Raw genomic sequence first — 23663 nt, forward strand, 5'->3', positions numbered from 1 at the left:
GGCATCCCATGCACCTCGCGCTGTTTGACTTCGACCACACGATCACCACGGTCGACACCTACAGCGGCTTCCTGCGCCGGATTGCGACGCCGCGGCAGTTGTCACATGCGAAATGGAAAGTCGGGCCGTGGCTGGCCGGCTACCGCGTAGGCATCGTTCCGGCGGCCGGCATCCGTGCGCGGGTCACGCGGTTGGCTTTCACCGGGAGACCGGCGGAGGAAATCGAGGCCGAAGGCGCACGCTATGCCGCGCAGGCCCTACCGCAGGTCCTGCGCGCGGAGATGATGCACCGCATCGACGCGCACCAGGCTCGCGGCGATACCGTGGTCGTGGTGTCCGGATCGTTGGACGCCTACCTCCGGCCCTGGTGCGAACGCCACGGGCTCGAACTGATCTGCAACCGGCTCGAAAGCCGGGACGGCAAGCTGACAGGACGCTACCACCAGGGCGACTGTGGCAGCGACAAGGTCGCCCGCATCCGCGCACGCTACGATGTGGATGCGTGGCCGCGGATCCATGCCTACGGCGACAGCCGCGAGGACTGCGGCATGCTGGCGCTGGCGCACCATCGCTGGTACCGCGGCCGCCAGATCGCCTGAGCACCCACCGGCGCGTACGCCTCCTGCACCGACGAAGCATGCCAACCGCCATCGAAGCCCTCGCCAACCGCCTCGACCGCCTCCTGCCGCAGACCCAATGCGGCCAGTGCGGTTTCGACGGCTGCCGGCCGTATGCGGAAGCCATGGCCGCAGGCGAGGCCGGCGTCGAGCGCTGCCCGCCCGGCGGCGATGCCGGCGCGCGTGCGCTGGCACGGGTACTGGGCGTGGCGCCGCGGCCCTATGACCGCAGTCGCGGCGAACACAGGCCGCCGCAGGTCGCGCTGGTGGTGGAGGCCGACTGCATCGGCTGCACCAAATGCATCCAGGTCTGCCCGGTCGACGCCATCATCGGCGCATCGAAGCTGATGCACGTGGTGGTCGAAGATCTGTGCACCGGCTGCGAACTGTGCGTGCCGGCCTGCCCGGTCGACTGCATCGTGATGCTGCCTTCCGGATGAGCACTCAGTCGTCGACGGTGATCCCGCCGTCGACCAGCAGTTGCCGCAGCGGGTCGAGCTTGTCGCCGTAACGCTTCCAGCGCTGTACCGAACCGCGGTTCATGCCCGAGCGCACCTGCACCGCACTGGCCGTGGCCACCGGCGACTGGTTGTCCTCGAAGCGCAGGCAGGCGTCCTCCCACGGCAGGCCGCAGAAATCGAGCAATCCGCGCGTGGCGTTTTCCTGGTCGTCGACCAGCGCTTCATAGCGAAGCTCCAGGATCCGCCCCGGCATCTGGTGTCGCCAGAACGCCATCAATCGGTCGAACAGCAGGTAGTAGCGACCCGTGTCGAGCAGGTCGAGCGAATAGGCGTAGTTCGGCAGGTCCGGCGCGAACAACTGCCGGAAGTTGCTCAGGCAGGTGTCCATCGGGTCGCGACGCAGGCAGACGATCTTCGCCTTCGGCAGCGCTCGCGCAATGAAGCCGGCGTAAAGGAAGTTGTGCGGAAGCTTGTCGACGAAACGCGGCGTGCGGCCCGTGCCCGCCGGCCGGGTACTGTCGATGTAGGCCTTGCCGAGCGCCTCCCAGGCATCGAACGCGGGATCCAGGCTGGAAATGGTGTCGAGCAGCGAGCGTGCGGGCCGGCCGGTGGCCCGCTGCAGGGCGACGCCGAAGTTGACCAGTTCGCCTGCGGAGCCGACCTGGCTGTGGGTCGACAGGATCCGGTCGGTCAGCGTGGTGCCGGAGCGCGGCATACCCAGCACGAAGATCGGCTCGGCGCTGTCATGGCCCTTCGCGTCGGCGAGCGGGCGATCGAACCAGCGCTGCAATGCCGCGAACGTCGCCGCGTCACGCTCTGCCGACGGGCCCATCTTCGCGCGCTGCGCACCCTTGCCCTTCGCGTAGTGCTCGAACGCCTGCGGGTAATCGCCGAAGTCCTCCATCTCCTTGGCCAGCGACATGTGCAGGTACAACTGCGCCTCGGCATCGTCCGGATACCGGGCAAGCAGCGCCAGCATCCTGTCCACGTGGTTGTGTTCACGGGTCTGTTTCCGCAACTGCGCCAGCGCCAGGTAAGCGCGCCAATAGGTTGGATCGGCAGCCACGCAGGCTTCGTACTCGCGCTCGGCGGCTTCCATGTCGCCATGGAAGACGTACGAGGTGGCCATGTTGAACCGGAAGTTGGCGTGGCCCGGCATCAGTTCGGCGGCGCGCCGGAAGGCCTCGGCGGCGCGATCATGCGTTTGCGCCCGGCTGTAGACCACCCCCAGCGTGTCGAACGTCATCGCGTCTTCGCAGGGAAGCGACATGGCCCTGTCGGCCGCCGCGATTGCTTCGTGCAACTGGTGGCTCGATGCCAGGGCACGCGCGTATTGCGCAAGATAGTCGGCACGGTCCGGGGTGTAGTCGGTCGCCCGCTGCAGGTGGCCCAGCGCCAGTGGAATCTGCTGCATCTGCAGCGCAGCCACGCCGGCGATAAAATGCACGCCGCCGTGTCGCGGTGCATGCGGCGCGACCTCGGCCGCGAGACGCTGTGCCATCGGCCAGTCGCGACGATTGAGCGCTTCGATGGCCCGGGCATACAACGCCCGCGGATCGATCCCGCCGGCCGTGGCGTTCATCGGCCCGGGCCGGGCGGGACTGCCGCGCACGCCGAGCACATGCGCTCGACGATGTAACCCTTCCCGCGCAGCTTCTCCACCACGCCATCGTCGCCCAGCAGATGCAGCGCGCCGACCACCACCAGGGTGTCATCGGTTCCTGGCGCCGCCAGCAGCTGTTCGATCTTCGGGACCCAGGCGTCGTTGCGCTCGACGTTGATGTGCCGATACAGCTTCGGGTAGCGGTTGCGCATGTCGTCGCCCATCTCGTTCCAGATCGCGTCGGCGTCACCCGCGCGCCAGTAGGCATGCAGCGTCTGGAGGTCGTCGTTGGCGGCCTGCGACAGCGCCTCGTCGATGAACTGCAGTTGCTCGTCCGCGTCCATGCCGTCGAGCAGTGCGATCTGCTGCGCGGCGGTTTCGAAACCCCCGGTGCGCTTGCCGGCGAAATCGGCGGCGGCGATGAAGTGCTGGTCGAGGCCGAGCTTCGGATCCAGGCCCTGCTTGCCCATCTCGGTCATGCTGATCATCAAGCCCACGAACCACGGCTCGAACATCTGCATCCGCTCCGGGGTCAGCCCGGATGCCTGCAGCGTATCGGCGTTGGCGGCCTGCCAGTCCCGCAGGCGTGCGGCAGTGTCCGGCGGCAGCTGGCCGTCCAGACGGGTGCCGTCGGTGCGTACCGCGGCCTGCATCATCTGCACCGGAAGCTGCGGCGAGTTCATTTCCTCCGGGGGCAGCTCGAAGAACACCGCCTCCGCATCCGCGAACGCGTCGTTGACGTCGCCCGACAGCGGATAGTCGTCCGGCTTGAGCAGGTGGAACGAGCCCAGCAGGTAGACCGTGTTGTCGGCATCGGATACCCGCCACAGCAGCGGCAGCGGCGGATCCCTGGGCGGAACGAACACCACCTCCGGTGCAGGTACGGGCTCAGGCGCGTCGGCCAGCGGCGCCTGCGCGTACGCAAGGCCCGATGCGACGACCAGTACGGCGGCGAGCCGGGGCCAGGAGAACAACGAACGCAATGGCGACATTCCGGTTTCCTTATCGATTGCCGGCGGAACGGATCAATGCGCCGACCCGGCGTACTTCTTCTCGCCCGCAGTGACCGCCAGGTCGAGGCGGTTCTCCGGTGGCGGCAGCGGGCAGGTCGCGAACGCGGTGAACGCGCACGGCGGGTTGTAGGCCTGGTTGAAGTCGACCACGACATTGCCGTCGGCATCTGGCTTGTCGGCGTACACGAAGCGACCGGCGCCGTAGCTGTCGTGGCCATTGGTGCGGTCTGCGAACACGAGGAACAGCCGGCCATCGCCTTCGTCCAGCGCGTCGATGCGCCAGGTCTTGCCGTCACGCTGGAACTCCACCGCACCCGGGCTCGGTTCGTCGTTGATCGAGCCGATGATGTCGGCCACCGCGATGGTCTTGCCCGGCGGATTGGGAACGAACTTCGCGGCGACCTTCCACGACGGATCGGCCGGCCAGTAATCGAGGCCGGCGAATCCGGTGCGCGTTTCCGCATCGGCATGCTTGACCCGCAGTGCGTGGCGACCATCGCGCTTGATCAGGGTGATCAGGCCCTTGCCGTCGTCGAAGCCGATGACGCTGGGCGTTTCCGACAGATCGTCGTACAGCTCGACACGGCCGGTGACGGGTTCGCCGTCGAGCGTCAGCGCCACGCCTTTTTCGGGGGTGAGGAAGATCCGCTCGCCTTCGCGCTGCAGCAGGCCCAGCTTCGGCGGCCCCTTGGCCAAGCGGATGCCGCTGACCGCATCGCTGCCGATGAAGTGTGCCTTGAGCTCAATCCAGTGCAGGCCGATCAGGCTGGTCCAGCCGTCGGGCTTGCGCAGGCTTTCATCGCGCTTTGCGCGCCAGGCATTCTCTTCAGCCGTGAAACTTGCATCGGGTTGCATCATCTTGTCTCCGGCCGGCGCCTGCGGCGAATCGCTGCAGCCGGCAAAGGTCATTACGCAGCCGGCAAGCGCCAGCCCCAGGGTGAATTGCTTGCGCATCGTCAACGTCCTCGCAGGAACCAGCGGTCGATTTCGGGCAGGGTGAAGCGCGCCCACGTCGGGCGGCCGTGGTTGCACTGGCCCGAGCGCTCGGTGGCTTCCATCTCGCGCAGCAGCGCGTTCATCTCGGGAATCGTCAGCCGCCGGTTGGCGCGGATCGCACCGTGGCAGGCCATGGTCGACAGCAGTTCGTCGCGCGCGGCGCGGATGCGCAGGCTCTCTCCGTGTTCGCGCAGGTCGGCGAGCACGTCGCGCAGCAGTGCTTCGGTATCGCCATGGGCGAGCAGCGCCGGCACGCTGCGCAGCAGCAGTGACTGCGGGCCGGTGCGCGAAATCTCGAAGCCAAGGTCTGCAAGCGTGACGGCCTCGCGCTCGGCGACATCGGCTTCGCGCTCGCTGACAGCCACCGTCTGCGGCACCAGCAGCGGCTGGGTGCGCAGGCCTTCGCCGTCGTGCGCGGACTTGAGCTTCTCGTAGCCGATGCGCTCGTGCGCGGCGTGCATGTCGACCACGATCAGGCCGTCGCCGGTCTCGGCCAGCACGTAGATGCCGTGCAGCTGGGCGACGGCGTAGCCCAGCGGCGGGATGCGTTCGTCCTCGACCGGCGGCAGCATCGGCGCGGCCGCACTCTGCGCCTGCTGCGCAATCGCGGTGGCGGGCGTCGAATACAGCTGCGCGTAGGCGGAACGGGCTTCGTCGACGCGCAGCGACAGGTCGGGCTGCGGCGCGCGCGTGGCCCAGGGCGGCAGCGAACCGGTCGCGCCGGCGTCCGTGCCCACCGGATGGGAAGCGCCGGTCGACACGGCTACGCCCGCGCCGGCACGCGTCTCCGCCAGCGCACCCTGCAGCGTGCGATAGACGAAATCGTGCACCAGCCGCGCATCGCGGAAGCGCACCTCGTGCTTGGCCGGATGCACGTTGACGTCGACCCGGGTGGGGTCGAGTTCGAGGAACAACACGTAGGCCGGCTGGCGGCCGTGGAACAGCACGTCGGCGTAGGCCTGCTTCACCGCGTGCGCGACGCTGCGGTCGCGGATGCTGCGGCCGTTGACGTACAGGTACTGCTGGTCCGCGCTTGCACGGGAATACACCGGCTGCGCGATCCAGCCGTGCAGGCGCAGGCCGGCGCCTTCGTGTTCGATCCGCAGCGCGTGCTTCGCGAACTCCTCGCCCAGCGTCTCGCCGAGGCGCTCGCCGGATGACATGCCGGGAAGACCCGACTGGCCGTCGCCCTTGTAGCGGCGCGATGGCTTGCCGTTGTGGGACACGCGCAGTTCGACGTCCGGGCGCGCGAGCGCCAGCGAGCGCAGCCATTCCTCGACATGGCCCAGTTCAGTGCGTTCGGCACGCAGGAACTTGCGCCGCGCCGGCACGTTGTAGAACAGGTCACGCACTTCGACCGTCGTGCCGCGCGGGTGCGGCTTCGGTGCCACCGCGCCGACACTGCCGCCGTCGACCTGCAGGCTGGCACCGTGCGCGTCGTCCTCGCGGCGCGACGACAGCACGAAGCGGCTGACCGAGGCGATCGACGGCAGCGCCTCGCCGCGGAAGCCGAGCGTGGCGACCGCTTCGAGGTCGTCGAGCGAGGCGATCTTGCTGGTCGCGTGCCGGGACACCGCCAGCGGCAATTCGTCGGGTGCGATGCCGCCGCCGTCGTCGCGGATGCGGATCAGGCGGACGCCGCCTTCCTCCAGGTCGATGTCGACCCGGCGCGCGCCGGCGTCGAGCGCGTTCTCGACCAGTTCCTTGACCACGGACGCAGGCCGTTCGACGACCTCGCCGGCGGCGATCTGGTTGATGAGGGTGTCGGGAAGCTGTTGGATGCTCACCGGGGCAATGATACCGGCCGGTGGCGTGTGCATGCAGGCGCAACGGGAGCCGCGACCTCGGCCGCTCCCACTGCAACAACGCTTGATCTACGCCGCTCTCGTCCGAGGGGCCCGCTACGGGCTGCCGCCGGCCCCGGAATCGGCCTGGGCCGAAGCGCGCGCGGCATACAGCGTGCCCGGCGGCGGCTGGCGCAGGAAATAGGTGTCGACGCCGCGCAGGATCGCGGTCGCCAGCTTGCGCTGGTAGGCCGGATCGGTGAGCAGGCGTTCTTCGGTCGGGTTCGAGATGTAGGCGGTCTCGACTAGCATCGATGGCATGTCGGCGGTGCGCAGCACGGCGAAGTTCGCGCGTTCCACGCGACGCGTGTTGCCGACGTCGCCGAGGCTGTCGAGCACGTGGCGCGCGGCATCCTCGGACGCCTTCATGTGCCCGCTCTGGGTGAGGTCGAGCAGCACCGAGGCCAGCGTGTTGCCCGACTGCGGCATGCGCCCGCCGATCAGGTCGGCGGAGTTTTCCTTGTCGGCCAGCCAGCGCGCGCGCTGCGAGGACGCGCCCTTGAGCGACAGCACGTAGACCGACGCACCCGATGCGCTGCGGTTCTCGGCGGCATCGGCGTGGATCGAGACGAAGATGTCGGCCTTGGCCGCGCGCGCCAGCTGCGCGCGCCGGTTGAGCGGAATGAACACGTCCTTGTCGCGCGTCATGTAGGCCTTCAGGCCGGGCGTGGCGTTGATCTGCCGCGCCAGCTCGCGGCCGACGGCGAGGGTGACGTCCTTCTCGCGGCGGCCGCTCTTGCCGATCGCGCCGGGATCCTGGCCACCGTGGCCGGGATCGATCGCCACGATCAGCGGCCGCATGCCGCTGCGACGTGCCAGCGGCGGTGGCGGCGCGACGCCGGGGGCATCGGCAGGCACCTGCGATGCGCCGGTCACCGGGGTCGGGACGCCGGTCGCGATCCGGGTGGGAACCCCGGTGGCGACGGTGCCGGGCGCTTGCTGCACCGTTGGAGGCTGGGCCGGGACAGCTCCGGACGGGGCTGGCGCGGGTGGCGTCGACAGGAGCGGCGTGGAAGGCGCCGTGGTGGCGGCGGCCACCAGCCGCGAGGTCGCGGCGGCAGAGGCGATGGCCGGATCGGGCGGCGGCGGCGAAGCCGGCTGCGCGGAGGCACCTGTTGGCGGCGCAGCGTTGGTGGCCGCGACCGGGACCGAAGCCGTTGCCGCGGCGATGCGCGCGATCGGATCGCCGGTGTTGTCTCCCGGCCACTCCAGCACCAGGCGCGTGCCGCCGGCGGCCGGCTCGAAGTGCGGCTTCAGCGCCACCACGGGCGCGTGCAGGTCGAACACGATGCGGGTGGTGCCCGGTACCGGATGCCCGGTGCGGACGTCCTTCACCAGGCCCGCCGCCGCTGGCAGCTTCAGGCCGCGCACCGGGTCCACGCCGGGCAGGTCCACCACCAGCCGGTCCGGATTGGACAGGCTCAGGATCCTGTACTCGACCTGTGCGTCCAGGGCAATTTCGGCGCGGGTGCCCGTAGCGCCCACCGATACTTGCAAGTTATTGATTTCAGAGGCGTGCGCAAGATTCCAGCACAGCGCTGCCAGCAGCGCCAGGCCGAGAATGACTTGTTGGACGGAGATCCCCTTCGCTCGCATGCGGGCTAGTCAATCACCAAGCCGCAAGTTTTGCAACAACTTTTCCCTTATGAATCCGTAGCCTGCCGACCTTTGCTACGGGTTCGATTCAGGAAGCGGCCGCAAGTCACCCTCAATTTCCATTCGCTTAACCCATTCATCACCCGCGGGGCTCATCGCGAGCAGCCGGACGGCCCTGCCAGCGCCCTGGACCTGCAGGTCGACCTGCAGGTCGGCGGCAGGCAGGCTGCCGGTGCCGCGTTCGGGCCATTCCACCAGCCACAGGGCCGCGCCGGCCTCGTCCAGGCCGAGGAATTCCAGCTCCCCGGCGCCGCCGATCCGGTACAGATCCAGATGCAGCGCCTCGCCGCCAGGGATCGGATAGCGCTCGACCAGCGTGTAGGTGGGGCTGCGGATCGGTCCCTGGACGCCGAGCGCGCGCAGCCATGCACGCGCCAGCGTGGATTTCCCCGCCCCCAAGTCGCCATGCAGGTACACCACCGCCTGCGCCGGCTGGGTGACCGCCAGCGCCTGGCCCAGCGCGTCGGTCGCCTCGGCGTCGGGCAGGAAGCGTTCGACGGTCGTCCTGCTCATGGATTGGCCAGCCGTCGCAGCGGCGCGAACAGGTCGGAAGGCAGCAGGCCACGCTCGCCGCCGTCACGGGCCGCGGCATCGCCCGCCGCGCCGTGCAGCAGCGCACCACAGCACGCGGCGTCGAATGCTTCCAGCCCCTGCGCACGCAGCGCCGCGATCACACCGGTGAGCACGTCGCCCATGCCGCCGACCGCCATGCCGGGATTGCCCGCATCGATGATTCGCGCCCTGCGCCCCGGCGCGGCGACCACCGTGCCGGCCCCCTTGAGCACGATCGTGCAGTTGTAGCGTTCGCACAGTGCGCTCGCACTCGCGCGGCGATCGGCCTGCACTTCGCCCGTCGATATGCCGAGCAGTCGCGCCGCTTCACCGGGGTGCGGGGTCAGCACGGCATCCGGCGAAAGCTGTCGCGGATTCGCCGCCAGGATGTTCAGCGCATCGGCATCGATGACCAGTGGCCTGGCGATGCCAATCAAGGCTGAAAACAAGGCATTTCCCCATGATTCCTGCCCGAGGCCCGGACCGATCGCGATGACGTCCGCAAGTTCGGCCAGATCATGCAGGTCTGTTGGCGCGTCGATCGCGTGTGCCATCACCTCCGGCCGTCGCGACAGCAACGCCGGCACATGCGCGGCGCGGGTGGCAACGTCGACCAGGCCGGCGCCGCTGCGCAGCGCCGCTTCGGCGCACAGCATCACCGCCCCACCCTTGCCGTGATCGCCACCGACACACAGCACGCGGCCCGATTCGCCCTTGTGCGAGTTGCGGTGGCGCGGCGGCAGGAAGCCATGCAGGCTGCCGGCGTGGAGTGCTTCGGCAACGGCCGCGCTCGCGGGCAGGATGTCGTCGCCCACGTCCAGCGCGGCGAGCTCGCGCACGCCCACGTGGTCGAGCGCGGCGCCGGTCGCCAGTCCGGCATGCGCGCCGAGGAACTGCAGGGTGCGCGTGGCGCGGACGGCAACGCCGGGGACGCAGCCGGTGTCGGCATCGACGCCGCTGGGCACGTCGAGCGAGAGGACCGGTGCGGCGGCATCGTTCATCGCGGCCACCGGCGCCGCAGACGCCTCGTCCGGCGCGCGACCCAGCCCGATCCCGAACAGCGCGTCGACGACCAGGTCGGCGGCGTCGATTCCACCGGTGAAATCGGCCACCTGCCCGCCTGCCGTGAGGTATTCGTGCTTGGCGCGCCTTGCCATCTCGCTGCGCGGCGCGTGCCCCGGCAGGCGCAGCACGCGCACCTCGCGCCCGGCCTCGAGTGCATGTCGCGCCAGCACGTAACCGTCGCCACCATTGTTGCCAGGACCGCAGACAACGACGATGCGCTGCGCCTGCGGCCAGTACGCCAGCGCGCAATGCCATGCCGCCAGGCCCGCGCGCTGCATCAGGGTGAAATCGTCTCCCGCCAGCGACGCAGCCCGCCTTTCGGCCTGCCGCAGCGCGGCGTTGTCGTACAGGGGAAAGGAGCCGCTCATCGCCGCGATTCTATACTTGCCGCGCCGTGTCCCAGCCCACCGCCAACGCGCCCGCCCCCGACTATCCCGCACTCGCCGCGCGGATCCGCCTGCTTGCGCGCGAGGCCGGCTTCCAGCGCTGCGGCATCGCCGGCATCGACCTGGGCGACGACGAGCGGCACCTGCGCGACTGGCTGGCCAAGGGCCTGTACGGATCGATGGAATGGATGGCGCGGCACGGCGACAAGCGCTCGCGCCCGGCGGAACTGATTCCCGGCACCTTGCGGGTGATTTCCGTGGGGCTGGATTACGGCCGCAACGACGACAACAGCGCCTGGGACACGATCGCCGACGGCGAGCGCGCCTACGTAGCGCGGTACGCGCTGGGCCGCGACTACCACAAGCTCATGCGCGGCCGGCTGCAGAAGCTGGCCGAGCGCATCGGCGAGGAAGTCGGGCCGTTCGGCCATCGCGTGTTCGTCGATTCGGCGCCGGTGCTCGAACGCGCGCTTGCACGCAACGCAGGCCTGGGCTGGATCGGCAAGCACACCTGCCTGATCGACAGGGACGGCGGCTCGTGGTTCTTCCTCGGCGAGATCTACATCGACCTGCCGCTGCCGGTCGATCCACCGGCAACCGCGCACTGCGGCACCTGCATGCGCTGCATCGACGTCTGCCCCACCGGCGCGATCACCGCGCCGCACCGGCTCGATGCGCGGCGCTGCATTTCCTACCTCACCATCGAACACGAAGGCAGCATCGACGAGGAGCTGCGGCCGCTGATCGGCAACCGCATCTTCGGCTGCGACGACTGCCAGCTGGTGTGCCCGTGGAACAAGTTCGCGAAGACCACCGACGAACCTGACTTCCGCGCCCGCAACGACCTCGACCGCGCGACGCTGGCGGAGCTGTTCGCATGGACGGAAGACGAGTTCCTGCGGCGCACCGAAGGCTCGGCGATCCGCCGCAGCGGCCATGCGCGCTGGCTGCGCAACATCGCCGTCGCGCTGGGCAATGCGCCGACGACGCCGGAGGTGGTGGCGGCGCTGGAATCGCGCCGCGACGAGGCCGATCCGGTCGTGCGCGAACACGTCGAGTGGGCACTGGCGCGGCACGGGCTGCCCTGACGCCGAGACGGCGGCGCTACTCCATGCCGGGGCCGGGTGAAGCTCGCGACTGAAGCCGCTCCTGCGAGGCGCGCGTTATCAGGCGGCCTGAGCCGGGATCGAGTTGTTGGTGTGGGTCAGCACGTTCTGGCGATCGACGTAGACCAGCGTCGGCTTGAACTTTTCCGCTTCGGCCTCGTCGCAGGCGCCATAGGCGCAGATGATCACCAGGTCGCCCGGTTGCGCGCGGTGCGCGGCGGCGCCGTTGACCGAGATGATGCCGCTGCCTTCCTCTGCGCGGATCGCATAGGTCGCGAAGCGCTGGCCGTTGTTGACGTTGTAGATCTCGATGCGCTCGTACTCGCGGATGCCGGAGATGTCGAGCAGGCGGCCGTCGATCGCACAGGAACCCTCGTAGTGCAGCTCGGCGTGGGTGATCGTGGCGCGATGGATCTTGGCTTTGAGCAGGGTCAGTTGCATGGGGGTGGCCGTGGGGAGGCTGGCGGACAAGTCGTCATTTTACAGGATGGGGCCGCGCCGGCCGCAGCCAAGGGGCCGGGCAAGGTCGGCAGGAGCGGCTCCAGCCATCGCGCCGGCTTCATTGTGGGAGCGGCTTCAGCCGCGAGCTTTTCTGGATTCATGACGGTGAATCAAAAACTCGCGGCTGAAGCCGCTCCCACGAGTGCTGGCAGTTACAGGGTGAACTCGAGGTTGTCGATCAGGCGGGTGGCGCCCAGGCGCGCGGCGATGAGGGCGACGCGGTCGCCGCGGCTGTCTTCCGGTTCGGCCAGTTGGCGGTCGCGCACCACGGCGTAGTCGACCACGAATCCTGCGCCCTCGAGCATGGCCCTTGCCTGCGCCTCCACGCCCGCGCGCGGCGTGCCGGCCTGCGCTGATTCGCGCATCGCCAGCAGAGTGCGATGGATCGTCGGCGCGACGACCCGTTCTTCCGCGGACAGGTACTGGTTGCGCGAGCTCAGTGCCAGGCCATCGGCCTCGCGCACGATGTCCGCCGGCAGCAATTCGACCGGAAACGCCAGGTCGCGCACGAAGTAGCGGATCACCGCCAGCTGCTGGTAGTCCTTGCGCCCGAACGCGGCCACGTCCGGCAGCACCTGGTTGAACAGCCGCGACACCACGGTGACCACGCCATCGAAGTGCCCCGGGCGGTGCGCGCCGTCGAGCACGTCGGTGATGCCGGGCACGCGCATGCGCACGGCATTGTCGGCGCCGAAGGGATACATCTGTTCGACCGACGGCAGCCAGACCAAATCGCAGCCCGCGGCTTCGAGCCCGGCGGCGTCGGCCTCCGGCGTGCGCGGGTAGCGGTCGAAGTCCTCGTTCGGGCCGAACTGGGTGGGGTTGACGAACACGCTGGCGACGACGCGGTCGGCGTGCTCGCGCGCAAGCTTCACCAGCGAGAAATGGCCGGCGTGCAGGTTGCCCATCGTTGGCACCAGGCCGACGCGCAGGCCTTCGCGCTTCCACGCGGAGACGCGTGCGCGCAAGGCGGGAAGTCCGGTCACGGTTTCGATCATGGCCCTATCGTTCGCAGAAGCGCCCATGGGCGCGATTGGCAGTCCTGGTAAGGCCCCAGTCGCGCCATGGGTGCTCTTACAGGTAGGAATGCGCTTCGTCGGGGAAACTGCCGTCGCGCACGGCGGAAACATAGGCCTGCACCGCGCCCGCCACCGAACCGCCTTCGGCCAGGAAATCCTTGACGAACTTCGGCCGCCGGTGGCCGCTGTGCAGGCCGAGGACGTCGTGCAGCACCAGCACCTGGCCGTCACAGTGCGGGCCGGCGCCGATGCCGATCGTCGGGGTCGCGCCTTCCGCGGTGATCGCCTGCGCCAGCGACGATGGCACGCATTCGAGCACCAGCAGCGTTGCACCCGCTTCGGCAACAGCCGCGGCATCCGCGCGCAGCTTGCGCGCCGCTTCGTCCTCGCGTCCCTGCACCTTGTAGCCGCCCAGGCGCAGCACCGACTGCGGGGTCAGGCCCAGGTGCGCGCAGACCGGGATCTCGCGTTCGACGAGGAACCGGATGACGTCCAGCTTGTGGCCCGCGCCTTCGAGCTTGACCATGCGCGCGCCGGCCTGGAGCAGGCGCGTGGCGGCATCGAGTGCGCGCTCCGGCGTCGCATCGGCCTGGAACGGCAGGTCCGCCACCAGCAGCGCGCGTGATACGCCGCGGGCAACGCAAGCGGTGTGGTAGGCGATGTCGTCGACCGTGACCGGCAGGGTCGAGTCGTGCCCCTGCACCACCATGCCCAGCGAGTCGCCGACCAGCAGCAGGTCGACGCCGTTGTCGTCGAACACGCGCGCGAAGCCGGCGTCGTAGGCGGTGAGCATCGCCAGCTTGTGGCCGCCGCGCTTGGCTTCGGCCAACGCCGGGACGGTCAGGGGTTTGCGGTCATCGGGGGTGTACATGGTGGGGTCCGGGAGGTACGCGGCACGCCGCGATGGCGGGCCGTCAGGGTAGCGCTTCGATCCCCTCGACGGCCACGGCCGCAAGCGCCGAACGCACCGTTCCATGCTCGTGAATCACCGCTTCGGGCGCGATCGCGGCCAGCGGCACCAGCGCGAACGCGCGTTCGTGCAGGTGCGGATGCGGCACGCGCAGGCCGGGCTCGTCGATGACGTCCTCGCCGAACAGCAGCAGGTCGAGGTCGAGTGTGCGCGGGCCCCAGCGCGCCTCGCCGTCGTGCCGCTCGCGACCGAACTGGCGCTCGACCTCGAGCAGCGCATCGAGCAGTGCGCGCGCGTCGAGCCGGGTTTCCAGCTTCACGGCGGCGTTGACGAAATCGGGCTGCTCGACCTGGCCCCAGGCGGGCGTCCGGTACAGGCGCGAGGCACACAGCAGGCGCGTGTCGGGCAGGTTGTCGAGCGCGGAAAATGCCTCGCGCAGGGTCGCGGCGGCGTCTCCGACGTTGCCGCCGAGCCCCACGAACGCAATCGCGGCTGGTTTCATTCTGCGGACGCGGCAGGCCTGCGGCGACGCCGGCGCCGGCGCGGCGCGGCGCCCGCGTCGTCGCCCTCGCCTTCCGGCTCGGGATGCAGCGCGATCGCGTTGTCCGGATCGTTCTGCGCATCGCGCCAGAAGGTGATGTCGTCGGTGTGCTCGTCGGACGCCACCTGGCGCAACGCCAGGAAGTCGAACGCGGCGCGGAAGCGTGGATGCGCGAGCGTGCGCATCACCCGCTTGCGCTGCCGCTGGCCGGACTGGGTGGACGACAGCCGCGACTGCAGCAGCCAGATTTCCTGCATCGGCAGCGAGAAGCGGCGCGGCAGCGCGATGGTGTTGAGCTGGTGCACCGTGACCCGGTCGGCGGCCCGGCGCTGGGCCTCGGCTGCCTGCACGCCCTGCGCCTGCAGCGCGATCAGCGCACGGCAGTACGCCGGCCACAGCAGCAGCGCGAACAGGAACGCCGGCGAGACCGGCTCGTCCGCGCGCACCCGCGCATCGGTGCCGCGCAGCCCCTCGATGACCACGCGCCGCAGGGCGCCGCTGCGGTTGGCCTTGAGCGCCGCGGCCGATTCCGGGAACAGCACGTCCAGCAGGCCGAAACGCTCCAGCCCGAGGAAGCATTGCTCCGCGTAGCCGGACAGGAACAGCTTCAGGCATTCCTCGAACAACCGGGCCGGCGCAGCGTCGCCCAGCAACGGCGCCAGTTCGGGAATCGGCGCCGCGGTGGCATCGTCGATGCTGAAACCAAGCTTGGCCGCGAAGCGCACCGCGCGCAGCATCCGCACCGGGTCTTCGTGGTAGCGGGTCGCCGGATCGCCGATCAGCTTGAGCACGCGGTTCTGCACGTCCTCGAAGCCGCCGACGTAGTCGTGCACCGAGAAGTCGTCGATCGTGTAGTACAGCGCATTGGCTGTGAAGTCGCGCCGCACCGCGTCGTCCTCGATGGTGCCGTAGACGTTGTCGCGCAGCAGGCGGCCATCGTCGTGCACCTGGCGGTCTCCGCTGCCGTCGTCGCTGTTGGCGCGGAAGGTGGCGACCTCGATGATCTCGCGGCCGAATACCACGTGCGCCAGGCGGAAGCGGCGGCCGATCAGGCGGCAGTTGCGGAACAGGTGCTTGACCTCGTCCGGCGTGGCGCTGGTGGCGACGTCGAAGTCCTTGGGATGGCCGCCGACCATCAGGTCGCGCACGGCGCCGCCGACCAGGAAGGCCTGGTGGCCGCCCTCGCGCAGTCGGTACAGCACGCGCAGCGCGTTGGGACTGATGTCCTTGCGCGAAATCGGGTGTTGGTCCCGCGGGACGACACGCAGGGTCACGGAAGCAGATTGGGTCTGGGTCGGCATCGGGCAGCCAGTGGATCTCCGGGTGGGGCTGCCGCTTGGCGGCATCCGTATCGTTGCTATACTAGCAAGCTGCACGGCACCAGACGGATGCCAGGCAGGCCGGCCGTCCAGCCGGAGTCGCCCAGGCGACACCCCGCTCCCTTCGTCTAGAGGCCCAGGACGTGGCCCTCTCAAGGCTAAAACACGGGTTCGAATCCCGTAGGGAGCGCCAAATATTCTGTCGTGTCCGAAGCCAACCTTCGCAACGCGACTGGGTCCATGAACGAAGCGACTCTCGCCTGACACCTACTCCCCCTCTCCCGCTTGCGGGAGAGGGATGGGGTGAGGGCAGGTCGCCGGCCGTGCATCCAAAGCCAGTCCACGCAAGCCGCGGCACGCGACCAGACGCGACTCACGCCCGGCACGACCGCCCTTCTCCCGCTCACGGGAGAAGGGCGCGGGATAAACAAAAGCCCGCGCAGAGATGCGCGGGCTTTTGTTTGTGGGCCTTTCACCCCTGCATCCCACTGATTTTCTGTGGGAGCGGCTTCAGCCGCGATCTCTTGAATTGCGATCAGGCCCAGACCAAAAAGCTCGCGGCTCAAGCCGCTCCCGCGAGGGTTCCCACGGGCTTTGGCCCGCCCGCACCGCGCAAGCCGCTAAAATGGCCGCGCCATCGAACCCGAGTCCCCGCCATGCCCTTCGTCGTCACCGAGAACTGCATCAAGTGCAAGTACACCGACTGCGTCGAGGTCTGTCCGGTCGACTGCTTCCACGAAGGGCCCAACTTCCTGGTGATCGACCCGGACGAGTGCATCGACTGCACCCTGTGCGAACCCGAATGCCCGATCAACGCCATCTACCCGGAGGACGACGTCCCGGCCGGGCAGGAGCAGTTCGTGGCGCTGAACGCCGAGCTGGCCAAGGCCTGGCCGGTGATCACCACGCGCAAGGACGGCCTGCCGGACGCGAAGGACTGGGAAGGCAAGCCGGACAAGCTGCCGCTGCTCGAGCGCTGAGTTGCGGCAGGACGCTGGCCAGCCTGATCAGCGCAATCCCACCTTGTAGGAGCGGCTTCAGCCGCGAGCTTTTCGTGCGACAGGCATTCCGACCCAAAAAGCTCGCGGCTGAAGCCGCTCCTACAAGGGCTTGCGCCTGGGCTTGCCTGTCGACGGCAGCTTGACCGGCTGCCGGTAGAGCGCGACTTCCGCCGGCACGCGCAGTGCCAGCACCTGCAGCAGGTCCGCGGCTGCAGCGCTGCGGGTCGCCTGCCCTTCCGGCCCCAGCGCATCGACCCGGGTGCGCAGCCCCTGCCCGGGCGTCTCGATCACCAGCGCGCGGGTGCGGACAAGGAAGCGCTCGCCGCGATAGCGGACCACGTACAGGCCCAGCATCTGCGCGCGTCCCTCGTACCCGACGCCATCGAGCCCCACCAGGATCTTGCCGATCGTGTTCCAGGTGTCGAGCATGCTTTCGGCGACGGTGAACGCACCGCCATCGGCGGGAACGGGCGCGGCCACGGGTTCGGGCCGCATGTCCGCGCCGCCGCGGCATCCGCCCACCAGGACCGCAAGCGCCGCGGCCATGGCCATGAACGCAGCGCGGCCCGTCACCGGGCCGCGTGGCAAAACGATGGAACGGGTGGTCATGCCCGGCCGGGATCAGCCCGCGCCAAGCGCCGCCTTCAGCGCGGCCACCAGCTTGACCGGGGCCTCGCCCGACGCGGGCATGCCGCGCGGATCGACCGCCGACACGTAGGCGCCGGCCTGGACCTTGGTCACCCGCAGCAGGAACTGGCTGCCTTCGTAATCGACGTCGTAGGTGCCCAGGATCTGCGCCTTGCTGGCGATGGTGACGCCTTCGGTCGATACCAGCACTTCACCGATCTTGTCGAACACCGCATCGCGATCGCCCTGCACGGTGAAACCGGTGTTGTCCGGCACCGTCGACGCAGCGGGCGCCGCCATCGATGAACGGCTGACCGATTGCGTCGCATCGCCGGGCAGCTTCATCGCACCGGCGGTATCGGGCAGGTTCAGGTCCGGCGGCACTTCCAGCGGGCGGTTTTCCGGGCTCTGCGCATAAAGATCGTTGCCCTTGCGGAACCAGCTGCAGCCGGAGGCGGCGAGAACGGCCACGGCCAGCGCGGCAACGGCAAGGAAGCGGATCGAGGGGGCGGAATGACGCATCTGGATCTCCTGCGGGTCAGGCCGCGAGTGTATCGCGGCCGGAGTGGGCTGTTCACGCGAATCGGACCAAAGACGCCGGCCCGGCGATGCTTCGTCAGCTGGCGTTGCCGGTGCCGGCGAATTCGCCCTCGATCCGGGCGATCGCATCCGACATCCGCTCGGCCAGCCCGGCGTGCGCCGGCGACAGTTCGGTCAGCGGCAACCGCAGCCCCCGGCCCAAGCCCTGGCGGGCCAGCAGCGCCTTGAGCGGGATCGGGTTGGATTCGACGCCGAGGAAGTCGTAGAGCTCGTGCAGGCGGGCATCGAGCGCCACCGCCTCGGCTTCGTCGCCTGCGCGCGCGAGGTCGCACAGCCGGCGGAACGCTCCCGGCACCACGTTCGAGGCCACCGACACGATGCCGTCGGCGCCCGCGAGCATCGCGCGCACCGCGGTCGGATCGTCGCCACTGAGCACTGCGAAATCGTCATTGCGAAGTTCCAGCAGCGCCTGCATGCGTTCGGGTTCGTTGCGCGCTTCCTTGATGCCGACGATGTGCTCGTGGCCGGCCAGGTCGGCCGTGGTCGCGGGCAACAGGTCGCAACCGGTACGCCCGGGCACGTTGTAGAGCACCACCGGCAGCGCGCCATCGTCGGCCACTGCGCGGAAATGGGCGACGAGGCCGGCCTGGGTGGGGCGCACATAGGGCGGCGTGACCACGAGCGCCGCCTCGGCGCCGAGCGCGGCGGCGCGACGGGTCTGTTCGATGGTCTTGGCGGTGCTCGACAGGCCGGTGCCGGCAATGACCGGCAGGTGCCCGCCCAGTTCCTCCACCGCCGCGCGCAGCAGCGCATCGTATTCGGCGTCGAACAGCGTCGCGGCCTCGCCGGTGGAGCCGGCGACGACGACCGCCTGCGTCCCGGCCTGGCGCTGTGCCTGCAACAGGCGGCGCCAGGCGTCGAGGTCGAGTTCGCCGGCGGCCGTGAACGGCGTCGCGAGCGCGGTGATGCTTCCGGAAAGTCGCACGCTGGGGTCCGCCGGGCTTGGATTCATGGGGTTCGCGTGGGGATTCTCGCACTCCCGCGCGGGCGCTCGATCTGCTGGTGAATGCCGCTGATCTTGCCATTGATCTTACTTGCGGCGCGAAAGCACGGGCAAGTATGCTGGCGGCTGCATCCCGGCCACGCCGGGCCGCCGTTGACGACCTTCTCGCCCCGGACGCCGCCTTGACCGATCCAGACACCGCTGCACGCCCCGCGCCGAACGAGAACTACCTGCTGATCAACGCCTACACGACGCATCCGCAGTCGCCGTTGCTCCCGGTCACGCGGCGCATCTCCGACAGCGGTTGCAACCTGGTCGACACGCGCCTGTCCACGGTCGGCCGCGACGTGTCGGTCACCGCGCTGGCGACCGGCTCGTGGGATTCGGTCGCCAAGCTCGAGGCGATGCTGACCCGGCTCGAACGCGAGGAAGGCCTGAAGCTGGTCTGGTACCGCACCGGGCCCAAGCCCGTGCAGTCCAACCTGCTGCCGTACATCGTCGAGGTGGTGGCTTCGGACAAGCCGGGCATCCTGTTCCAGCTGGCCGATTTCTTCGACCGCCAGACCATCACCATCGAGAGCCTGCACTGCTCGCGCTATCGCGCGATGCAGACCGGCGCCGACATGTTCTCCGCGCAGGTCACCATCGGCGTGCCGGCCGACATGCACATCGCGGCATTGCGCGACGACTTCCTCGAGTTCTGCGACCACCTGAACCTCGACGCCATCATGGACCCGATGAAGTTCTGATGCCCGACACCTATGCATTGAACCCCGGCGACAAGGTCCCGGCGAAGCTGCCACTGGCGCTGTCGAACGGCGAAACCGCAAAGCTGGGCGACTACGCCGGCCAGTGGCTGGTGCTGTACTTCTACCCGAAGGACTCGACGCCGGGCTGCACCACCGAAGGCATCGACTTCAACGCACTGCTGCCGAAGCTGCGCAAGCTCGGCGCCACGGTGCTGGGCGTGTCGCGCGACTCGCTGAAAAGCCACCAGAACTTCTGCGCGAAGCAAGGCTTCCGTTTCGAACTGGTCAGCGATACCGACGAAACGCTGTGCCGGGCCTTCGACGTGATCCACGAGAAGAACATGTACGGCCGCAAGGTCCTGGGCATCGAGCGCAGCACGTTCCTGATCGACCCGAAGGGCCGGATCGCCGCCGCATGGCGCAAGGTCAAGGTGCCGGGCCACGCCCAGGCCGTGTTCGATGCATTGAAGGCAGCCCAGGCACAGTGACATCCCCGATTTCCACCCCGCTCCACTGCCCCGCCCCGCGGGAAGCGGTGGCCTGCTGCTGTCCGCTCGTCAACACGCCACCCGCCAGGACCACCCGATGACCAAAGGCAAGCGCATCTACGTGCTCGACACCAACGTGCTGATGCACGACCCGACCGCGCTGTTCAAGTTCGAGGAGCACGACGTGTTCCTGCCGATGCAGGTGATCGAGGAACTCGACAACGGCAAGAAGGGCACGTCCGAGGCCAGCCGCAACGCGCGCCAGGTCAGCCGCTTCATCAACGAACTGATCGAGGCCGAGGGCGCGGACAAGATTGCCTCCGGCCTGCCCCTCAAGCGCCCGAACGGGCTGCAGCTGCGCGGCGCCGAAAGCATCGGCCGGCTGCGTTTCCAGCTCGGGGCGCTCGAATCGCGCAAGCGCGGTGGCGACAAGGCCGACAACGACATCATCGATTCGATCCTTGCCTTGCGACAGGCCGAACCCGGCACGCCGGTGGTGTTCGTCTCCAAGGACATCAACCTTCGGATCAAGGCAGCGATCGCCGGCATCGCCAGCGAGGACTACGAGAACGACCGCGCGCTGGACGATTTCAGCCTGCTCTACACCGGCGCCAACCCGCTGCCCGAGGACTTCTGGCAGCGCCACGGCAAGGACCTCAAGTCCTGGACCGACAAGGGCCGCACGTACTACGAGATGACCGTGGCCGAGGACGAGGACTGGTATCCGAACCAGTTCCTGTACCTGCCCGGCGACGAGCAGACCGAGCTGCGCGTGGCGAAGGTGGACGGCGATCGCGCCACGCTGCAGGTGGTCGACGACTACCGCAACAGCTCGCACTCGGTCTGGGGCATCAATGCGCGCAACCGCGAGCAAAACTTCGCGCTCAACGCGCTGATGGACCCGGAGGTCGACTTCGTCACCCTGCTCGGCACCGCCGGCACTGGCAAGACGCTGCTGGCGCTGGCCGCCGGGCTGGCGCAGACCATGGACCAGCAACGCTACCGGGAAATCATCATGACCCGCGCCACGGTCAGCGTCGGCGAGGACATCGGCTTCCTGCCCGGTACCGAGGAAGAAAAGATGACGCCGTGGATGGGCGCGCTGACCGACAACCTCGAGGTGCTCACGCACAATCAGGAAGGCGGCAGCTGGGGCCGCGCGGCCACCAACGACCTGCTCGCCTCGCGGATCAAGATCCGCTCGCTGAACTTCATGCGCGGGCGCACGTTCCTGAGCCGCTGGCTGATCCTCGACGAGGCGCAGAACCTGACGCCCAAGCAGATGAAGACCCTGATCACCCGCGCCGGCCCGGGTACCAAGATCGTGTGCCTGGGCAACGTCGAGCAGATCGACACGCCCTACCTCACCGAGACCACGTCGGGCCTGACCTACGCGGTCGACCGCTTCAAGAGCTGGGCGCACAGCGCGCACGTCACCCTGCGCCGCGGCGAGCGCTCGCGGCTGGCGGATTACGCCTCGGAAGTGCTGTAGGGCAGGCGCGCGCCTGCACCGCCCCCCCCTCATTCCCGCGCAGGCGGGAATGAGATCAGCGCCCGGAAAATCCAGAATACAAGGCGGCATCCCCGAGTGTTCTTGCCGGGAATCCATGAACATTGGCGGCCCTGCCTGAAAGCTCGCGGCTGAGACCGCTCCCACAAAGTCGAAGGCCGTCATCCCCGCAGGCTGTCGGGGATCGATGCCGTCGCCGGCTTACGATCCTGCGCGCTGCGACTCGATGTACTGCAGCGCCGCTGACAGGTTCTTGAAGTAGCTGGCCGGGTCGTCGCGGCGCACGATTCCGACGCGCATCAGCTTGCGCAGCACGCCCAGGTTGGCGCCGCTGGGCAACACCTCGATGCCGCGCCTGCGCAGGTTGTCGAGGGTGGACTCCAGCCGCTTCAGGCCGGTGGCGTCCATGAACGGCACCCGTTCCAGCCGCAGCACCACATGCCGCGGCGGCTCGCGCGTCCACGACAGTGCGCGCTCCAGCGAGTCGACCGAGCCGAAGAAGAACGGCCCCTCGATCGCGTACACCGCCACGTTCTCCGGCAGCGCTTCAAGCCCGGCTTCGGCGAGTTCCTGCGCCAGGCTGGCCTGCCCGTGCTCGACCACCTCAACCGAAGCGCTCATCCGGCGCATGAACTGGAACATCGCCAGGATCACGCCGATGTTCACCGCCACCACCAGGTCGGTGAGGATGGTCAGCGCGAATGTGATCAGCAGGATCGCGACGTCCGCGCGCGGCGCCTTGCGCACCAGGCGCAGGAAGCGCCGCGCTTCGCTCATGTTCCACGCCACGACGAACAGGATCGCCGCCAGCGCGCACAGCGGCACCTTGCCCGCGTACGGGGCGAGGACCAGCAGGATCAGCAGCAGCGTGATCGCATGCACCACGCCGGCCAGCGGCATCGTGCCGCCGTTGCGGATGTTGGTGGCGGTGCGGGCAATGGCGCCGGTCGCGGCGATGCCGCCGAACAGCGGCGAGAGGATGTTGGCCACGCCCTGGCCGATCAGCTCCTGGTTGGAATCGTGCTTGGTGCCGGCCATGCCGTCGGCCACCACCGCCGAGAGCAGCGACTCGATCGCGCCGAGCATGGCGATGGTGAATGCAGAGGGCAGCAGGAGCAGCATCCGGTCGAAGCCCATGTCCGGCAGCTCCAGCTTCGGCAAGGCGCGCGGGATTTCACCGAAGGTGGATTCGATAGTGGCCACGCCGCGCAGGTCGAACACCGTCACCACGGCCGTGGCCGCGATCATCGCCAGCAGCGGCCCGGGCACGCGCGACAAGCCGGGGATGCGCGGCCCGGCCACCGCCAGCGCCAGGCTGCCCAGCGCCAGCAATGCGGTCGCCGGATGCAGTTGCCCGAACGACTGAAGTAGCTGCCAGGTCTTGAGGTAGAACGCCCCCTCGCCCGGTGCCGGCAGGCCGAAGAAGTACTGCCACTGGCCGATCCAGATGATCACCGCGATGCCGGCGGTGAAGCCGACGATCACCGGATCGGGGATGAAGCGGATCACCGCGCCGAGCCGTGCCAGCCCCATCACCACCAGCATCACGCCTGCCATCAACGTGGCCAGCAACAGCCCGCTGACGCCGAATTGCGCCACCACGCCAGCCAGGATCACGATGAACGCGCCGGTGGGCCCGGCGACCTGCACCCGCGAACCGCCGAACAGCGAGACGGCAACGCCGGCAATGATCGCCGTATACAACCCCTGCTCCGGCTTGACCCCAGACGCGATCGCGAACGCCATCGCCAGCGGCAGCGCGACCACGCCGACGATCACACCGGCGACGATGTTGGGCATCCAGTGGGCGCGGCGGAACAGCCCCGCGCGCCAGGCTTCGACGACCGCGATCATGCGCCGTCCCCCGACTTGAGCCGCACACCGCGTCCCCCGGATGGACTTGCAGTGTTTTCCCCGATCAGTTCCAGGCCCGCGCCGTCGAGTGCGGCGACCACCTTGGTCAGCGAATCGACGTTCCCGCGCACGTTGCCGGTACTCGTCTCCATCCGCTGGATCGTCGGCAGCGAAACTCCTGCCAGCCGCGCCAGGGTGCGCTGGTCCACGCCGAGCAACGCCCGCGCCGCCCGCATTTGCGCCGCCGTGATCATCGGTTCGCCTCAGTCTTCATGCATGCTTGTTGATGTTTAAAACATCAC

General features: G+C 68.9%; 24 protein-coding genes and 1 tRNA gene. 8 read left to right on the forward strand and 17 right to left on the reverse strand.

All coding sequences use genetic code 11. The annotated features are described in order from the left end of the window. Nucleotides 1–8: 8 nt before the first annotated feature. Both ACTJIL_RS06515 and rnfB read left to right on the forward strand, forming a co-directional pair. A complete protein-coding gene (locus ACTJIL_RS06515; protein WP_440754736.1) occupies nucleotides 9–599 on the forward strand; it encodes an HAD family hydrolase in 591 nt (196 codons plus the stop codon). Nucleotides 600–637: 38 nt separating this feature from the next. Next, on the forward strand, nucleotides 638–1057 hold the full coding sequence (gene rnfB, locus ACTJIL_RS06520) for an Rnf electron transport complex subunit RnfB (RefSeq protein ID WP_440754737.1): 420 nt from the start codon (nucleotides 638–640) through the stop codon (nucleotides 1055–1057). 4 nt (nucleotides 1058–1061) lie between these two features. Here rnfB and ACTJIL_RS06525 read toward each other — a convergent pair whose 3' ends face one another. From ACTJIL_RS06525 to ACTJIL_RS06555, 7 genes are all read right to left on the reverse strand, one after another. Continuing rightward, the gene (locus ACTJIL_RS06525; protein ID WP_440754738.1) at nucleotides 1062–2660 is read right to left on the reverse strand and encodes a sulfotransferase; all 1599 of its coding nucleotides are present in this window, start codon (nucleotides 2658–2660) and stop codon (nucleotides 1062–1064) included. Next, on the reverse strand, nucleotides 2657–3673 hold the full coding sequence (locus ACTJIL_RS06530) for a TraB/GumN family protein (RefSeq protein WP_440754739.1): 1017 nt from the start codon (nucleotides 3671–3673) through the stop codon (nucleotides 2657–2659). The genes ACTJIL_RS06525 and ACTJIL_RS06530 overlap by 4 nt, the downstream gene beginning before the upstream one ends. Before the next feature lie 33 nt (nucleotides 3674–3706). After that, nucleotides 3707–4648 (reverse strand): DUF1684 domain-containing protein, encoded by a 942-nt coding sequence (locus ACTJIL_RS06535; RefSeq protein WP_440754740.1) that lies wholly within the window; start codon nucleotides 4646–4648, stop codon nucleotides 3707–3709. A gap of 2 nt (nucleotides 4649–4650) precedes the next feature. After that, nucleotides 4651–6477, reverse strand: a complete 1827-nt coding sequence (gene mutL, locus ACTJIL_RS06540) for a DNA mismatch repair endonuclease MutL (protein WP_440754741.1) — start codon at nucleotides 6475–6477, stop codon at nucleotides 4651–4653. A 114-nt stretch (nucleotides 6478–6591) separates the two neighbouring features. Next, on the reverse strand, nucleotides 6592–8130 hold the full coding sequence (locus tag ACTJIL_RS06545; protein WP_440754742.1) for an N-acetylmuramoyl-L-alanine amidase: 1539 nt from the start codon (nucleotides 8128–8130) through the stop codon (nucleotides 6592–6594). A gap of 75 nt (nucleotides 8131–8205) precedes the next feature. Then, entirely contained in the window at nucleotides 8206–8703 is a 498-nt protein-coding gene (gene tsaE, locus ACTJIL_RS06550) for a tRNA (adenosine(37)-N6)-threonylcarbamoyltransferase complex ATPase subunit type 1 TsaE (RefSeq protein WP_440754743.1), read from the reverse strand. Beyond that, nucleotides 8700–10175, reverse strand: a complete 1476-nt coding sequence (locus ACTJIL_RS06555; protein WP_440754744.1) for an NAD(P)H-hydrate dehydratase — start codon at nucleotides 10173–10175, stop codon at nucleotides 8700–8702. The genes tsaE and ACTJIL_RS06555 overlap by 4 nt, the downstream gene beginning before the upstream one ends. 26 nt (nucleotides 10176–10201) lie before the next feature. Here ACTJIL_RS06555 and queG point away from each other — a divergent pair, with 26 nt between their 5' ends. Then, nucleotides 10202–11281 carry a tRNA epoxyqueuosine(34) reductase QueG gene (gene queG, locus ACTJIL_RS06560; protein ID WP_440754745.1) on the forward strand — a complete coding sequence of 360 codons (1080 nt, stop codon included), beginning with the start codon at nucleotides 10202–10204 and terminating at the stop codon, nucleotides 11279–11281. Between the two features lie 78 nt (nucleotides 11282–11359). Here the strand turns inward: queG and panD are convergent, their stop codons facing one another. The 5 genes from panD to pcnB form a co-directional block, all read right to left on the reverse strand. Next, a complete protein-coding gene (gene panD, locus ACTJIL_RS06565) occupies nucleotides 11360–11740 on the reverse strand; it encodes an aspartate 1-decarboxylase (protein ID WP_440755866.1) in 381 nt (126 codons plus the stop codon). A gap of 212 nt (nucleotides 11741–11952) precedes the next feature. Beyond that, on the reverse strand, nucleotides 11953–12798 hold the full coding sequence (gene panC / locus ACTJIL_RS06570; RefSeq protein WP_440754746.1) for a pantoate--beta-alanine ligase: 846 nt from the start codon (nucleotides 12796–12798) through the stop codon (nucleotides 11953–11955). Between the two features lie 76 nt (nucleotides 12799–12874). Beyond that, complete coding sequence (gene panB / locus ACTJIL_RS06575; protein ID WP_440754747.1) at nucleotides 12875–13690, reverse strand: 3-methyl-2-oxobutanoate hydroxymethyltransferase; 816 nt, start codon at nucleotides 13688–13690, stop codon at nucleotides 12875–12877. A gap of 43 nt (nucleotides 13691–13733) precedes the next feature. Beyond that, entirely contained in the window at nucleotides 13734–14231 is a 498-nt protein-coding gene (gene folK, locus ACTJIL_RS06580) for a 2-amino-4-hydroxy-6-hydroxymethyldihydropteridine diphosphokinase (RefSeq protein WP_440754748.1), read from the reverse strand. Continuing rightward, nucleotides 14228–15571: a polynucleotide adenylyltransferase PcnB gene (pcnB, locus tag ACTJIL_RS06585; protein ID WP_440754749.1), complete on the reverse strand. Its 1344-nt coding sequence runs from the start codon at nucleotides 15569–15571 to the stop codon at nucleotides 14228–14230. The genes folK and pcnB overlap by 4 nt, the downstream gene beginning before the upstream one ends. A gap of 135 nt (nucleotides 15572–15706) precedes the next feature. On the opposite strand from pcnB, the gene ACTJIL_RS06590 reads away from it, so the two are divergent. Then, nucleotides 15707–15782: transfer RNA gene (locus ACTJIL_RS06590), tRNA-Glu, on the forward strand. Nucleotides 15783–16245: 463 nt separating this feature from the next. Beyond that, complete coding sequence (gene fdxA, locus ACTJIL_RS06595) at nucleotides 16246–16569, forward strand: ferredoxin FdxA (protein WP_027079780.1); 324 nt, start codon at nucleotides 16246–16248, stop codon at nucleotides 16567–16569. A 120-nt stretch (nucleotides 16570–16689) separates the two neighbouring features. On the opposite strand, the gene ACTJIL_RS06600 is transcribed toward fdxA, so the two are convergent. The 3 genes from ACTJIL_RS06600 to dapA form a co-directional block, all read right to left on the reverse strand. Further along, nucleotides 16690–17199 carry a hypothetical protein gene (locus ACTJIL_RS06600; RefSeq protein ID WP_440754750.1) on the reverse strand — a complete coding sequence of 170 codons (510 nt, stop codon included), beginning with the start codon at nucleotides 17197–17199 and terminating at the stop codon, nucleotides 16690–16692. A gap of 12 nt (nucleotides 17200–17211) precedes the next feature. After that, a complete protein-coding gene (locus ACTJIL_RS06605; protein ID WP_440754751.1) occupies nucleotides 17212–17739 on the reverse strand; it encodes a hypothetical protein in 528 nt (175 codons plus the stop codon). Between the two features lie 94 nt (nucleotides 17740–17833). Further along, on the reverse strand, nucleotides 17834–18742 hold the full coding sequence (dapA, locus tag ACTJIL_RS06610) for a 4-hydroxy-tetrahydrodipicolinate synthase (protein ID WP_440754752.1): 909 nt from the start codon (nucleotides 18740–18742) through the stop codon (nucleotides 17834–17836). Between the two features lie 134 nt (nucleotides 18743–18876). Here dapA and ACTJIL_RS06615 point away from each other — a divergent pair, with 134 nt between their 5' ends. The 3 genes from ACTJIL_RS06615 (at nucleotide 18877) to ACTJIL_RS06625 (ending at nucleotide 21489) form a co-directional block, all read left to right on the forward strand. Then, nucleotides 18877–19509 carry a glycine cleavage system protein R gene (locus tag ACTJIL_RS06615; RefSeq protein WP_027079776.1) on the forward strand — a complete coding sequence of 211 codons (633 nt, stop codon included), beginning with the start codon at nucleotides 18877–18879 and terminating at the stop codon, nucleotides 19507–19509. Beyond that, nucleotides 19509–19997 (forward strand): peroxiredoxin, encoded by a 489-nt coding sequence (locus tag ACTJIL_RS06620; RefSeq protein ID WP_051176140.1) that lies wholly within the window; start codon nucleotides 19509–19511, stop codon nucleotides 19995–19997. The genes ACTJIL_RS06615 and ACTJIL_RS06620 overlap by 1 nt, the downstream gene beginning before the upstream one ends. Before the next feature lie 97 nt (nucleotides 19998–20094). After that, complete coding sequence (locus tag ACTJIL_RS06625; RefSeq protein ID WP_440754753.1) at nucleotides 20095–21489, forward strand: PhoH family protein; 1395 nt, start codon at nucleotides 20095–20097, stop codon at nucleotides 21487–21489. Nucleotides 21490–21708: 219 nt separating this feature from the next. Here the strand turns inward: ACTJIL_RS06625 and ACTJIL_RS06630 are convergent, their stop codons facing one another. Then, nucleotides 21709–23361 (reverse strand): SulP family inorganic anion transporter, encoded by a 1653-nt coding sequence (locus tag ACTJIL_RS06630; protein WP_440754754.1) that lies wholly within the window; start codon nucleotides 23359–23361, stop codon nucleotides 21709–21711. After that, nucleotides 23358–23615: a helix-turn-helix domain-containing protein gene (locus ACTJIL_RS06635; protein WP_027079772.1), complete on the reverse strand. Its 258-nt coding sequence runs from the start codon at nucleotides 23613–23615 to the stop codon at nucleotides 23358–23360. Before ACTJIL_RS06635 ends, ACTJIL_RS06630 begins: the two co-directional genes overlap by 4 nt. Between the last annotated feature and the right edge of the window lie 48 nt (nucleotides 23616–23663).

Origin of the sequence: Luteimonas sp. 22616 (assembly GCF_052044325.1) — a bacterium.
In the GTDB taxonomy this organism is placed as follows: Bacteria; Pseudomonadota; Gammaproteobacteria; order Xanthomonadales; family Xanthomonadaceae; genus Luteimonas.

What these genes read in the sequence shown, in the direction of transcription:
- ACTJIL_RS06515 (WP_440754736.1), top strand. Translation starts at nt 9, where the DNA reads ATGCACCTCGCGCTGTTTGACTTCGACCACACGATCACCACGGTCGAC.
- panD (WP_440755866.1), bottom strand. Translation starts at nt 11,740, where the DNA reads ATGCAACTGACCCTGCTCAAAGCCAAGATCCATCGCGCCACGATCACC.
- panC (WP_440754746.1), bottom strand. Translation starts at nt 12,798, where the DNA reads ATGATCGAAACCGTGACCGGACTTCCCGCCTTGCGCGCACGCGTCTCC.
- pcnB (WP_440754749.1), bottom strand. Translation starts at nt 15,571, where the DNA reads ATGCCGACCCAGACCCAATCTGCTTCCGTGACCCTGCGTGTCGTCCCG.
- ACTJIL_RS06600 (WP_440754750.1), bottom strand. Translation starts at nt 17,199, where the DNA reads ATGACCACCCGTTCCATCGTTTTGCCACGCGGCCCGGTGACGGGCCGC.
- ACTJIL_RS06635 (WP_027079772.1), bottom strand. Translation starts at nt 23,615, where the DNA reads ATGATCACGGCGGCGCAAATGCGGGCGGCGCGGGCGTTGCTCGGCGTG.
- ACTJIL_RS06615 (WP_027079776.1), top strand. Translation starts at nt 18,877, where the DNA reads ATGCTGGCGGCTGCATCCCGGCCACGCCGGGCCGCCGTTGACGACCTT.
- folK (WP_440754748.1), bottom strand. Translation starts at nt 14,231, where the DNA reads ATGAAACCAGCCGCGATTGCGTTCGTGGGGCTCGGCGGCAACGTCGGA.
- ACTJIL_RS06605 (WP_440754751.1), bottom strand. Translation starts at nt 17,739, where the DNA reads ATGCGTCATTCCGCCCCCTCGATCCGCTTCCTTGCCGTTGCCGCGCTG.
- panB (WP_440754747.1), bottom strand. Translation starts at nt 13,690, where the DNA reads ATGTACACCCCCGATGACCGCAAACCCCTGACCGTCCCGGCGTTGGCC.
- ACTJIL_RS06535 (WP_440754740.1), bottom strand. Translation starts at nt 4,648, where the DNA reads ATGCGCAAGCAATTCACCCTGGGGCTGGCGCTTGCCGGCTGCGTAATG.
- ACTJIL_RS06525 (WP_440754738.1), bottom strand. Translation starts at nt 2,660, where the DNA reads ATGAACGCCACGGCCGGCGGGATCGATCCGCGGGCGTTGTATGCCCGG.
- ACTJIL_RS06630 (WP_440754754.1), bottom strand. Translation starts at nt 23,361, where the DNA reads ATGATCGCGGTCGTCGAAGCCTGGCGCGCGGGGCTGTTCCGCCGCGCC.
- rnfB (WP_440754737.1), top strand. Translation starts at nt 638, where the DNA reads ATGCCAACCGCCATCGAAGCCCTCGCCAACCGCCTCGACCGCCTCCTG.
- fdxA (WP_027079780.1), top strand. Translation starts at nt 16,246, where the DNA reads ATGCCCTTCGTCGTCACCGAGAACTGCATCAAGTGCAAGTACACCGAC.
- ACTJIL_RS06620 (WP_051176140.1), top strand. Translation starts at nt 19,509, where the DNA reads ATGCCCGACACCTATGCATTGAACCCCGGCGACAAGGTCCCGGCGAAG.
- ACTJIL_RS06545 (WP_440754742.1), bottom strand. Translation starts at nt 8,130, where the DNA reads ATGCGAGCGAAGGGGATCTCCGTCCAACAAGTCATTCTCGGCCTGGCG.
- tsaE (WP_440754743.1), bottom strand. Translation starts at nt 8,703, where the DNA reads ATGAGCAGGACGACCGTCGAACGCTTCCTGCCCGACGCCGAGGCGACC.
- ACTJIL_RS06530 (WP_440754739.1), bottom strand. Translation starts at nt 3,673, where the DNA reads ATGTCGCCATTGCGTTCGTTGTTCTCCTGGCCCCGGCTCGCCGCCGTA.
- ACTJIL_RS06555 (WP_440754744.1), bottom strand. Translation starts at nt 10,175, where the DNA reads ATGAGCGGCTCCTTTCCCCTGTACGACAACGCCGCGCTGCGGCAGGCC.
- ACTJIL_RS06625 (WP_440754753.1), top strand. Translation starts at nt 20,095, where the DNA reads ATGACCAAAGGCAAGCGCATCTACGTGCTCGACACCAACGTGCTGATG.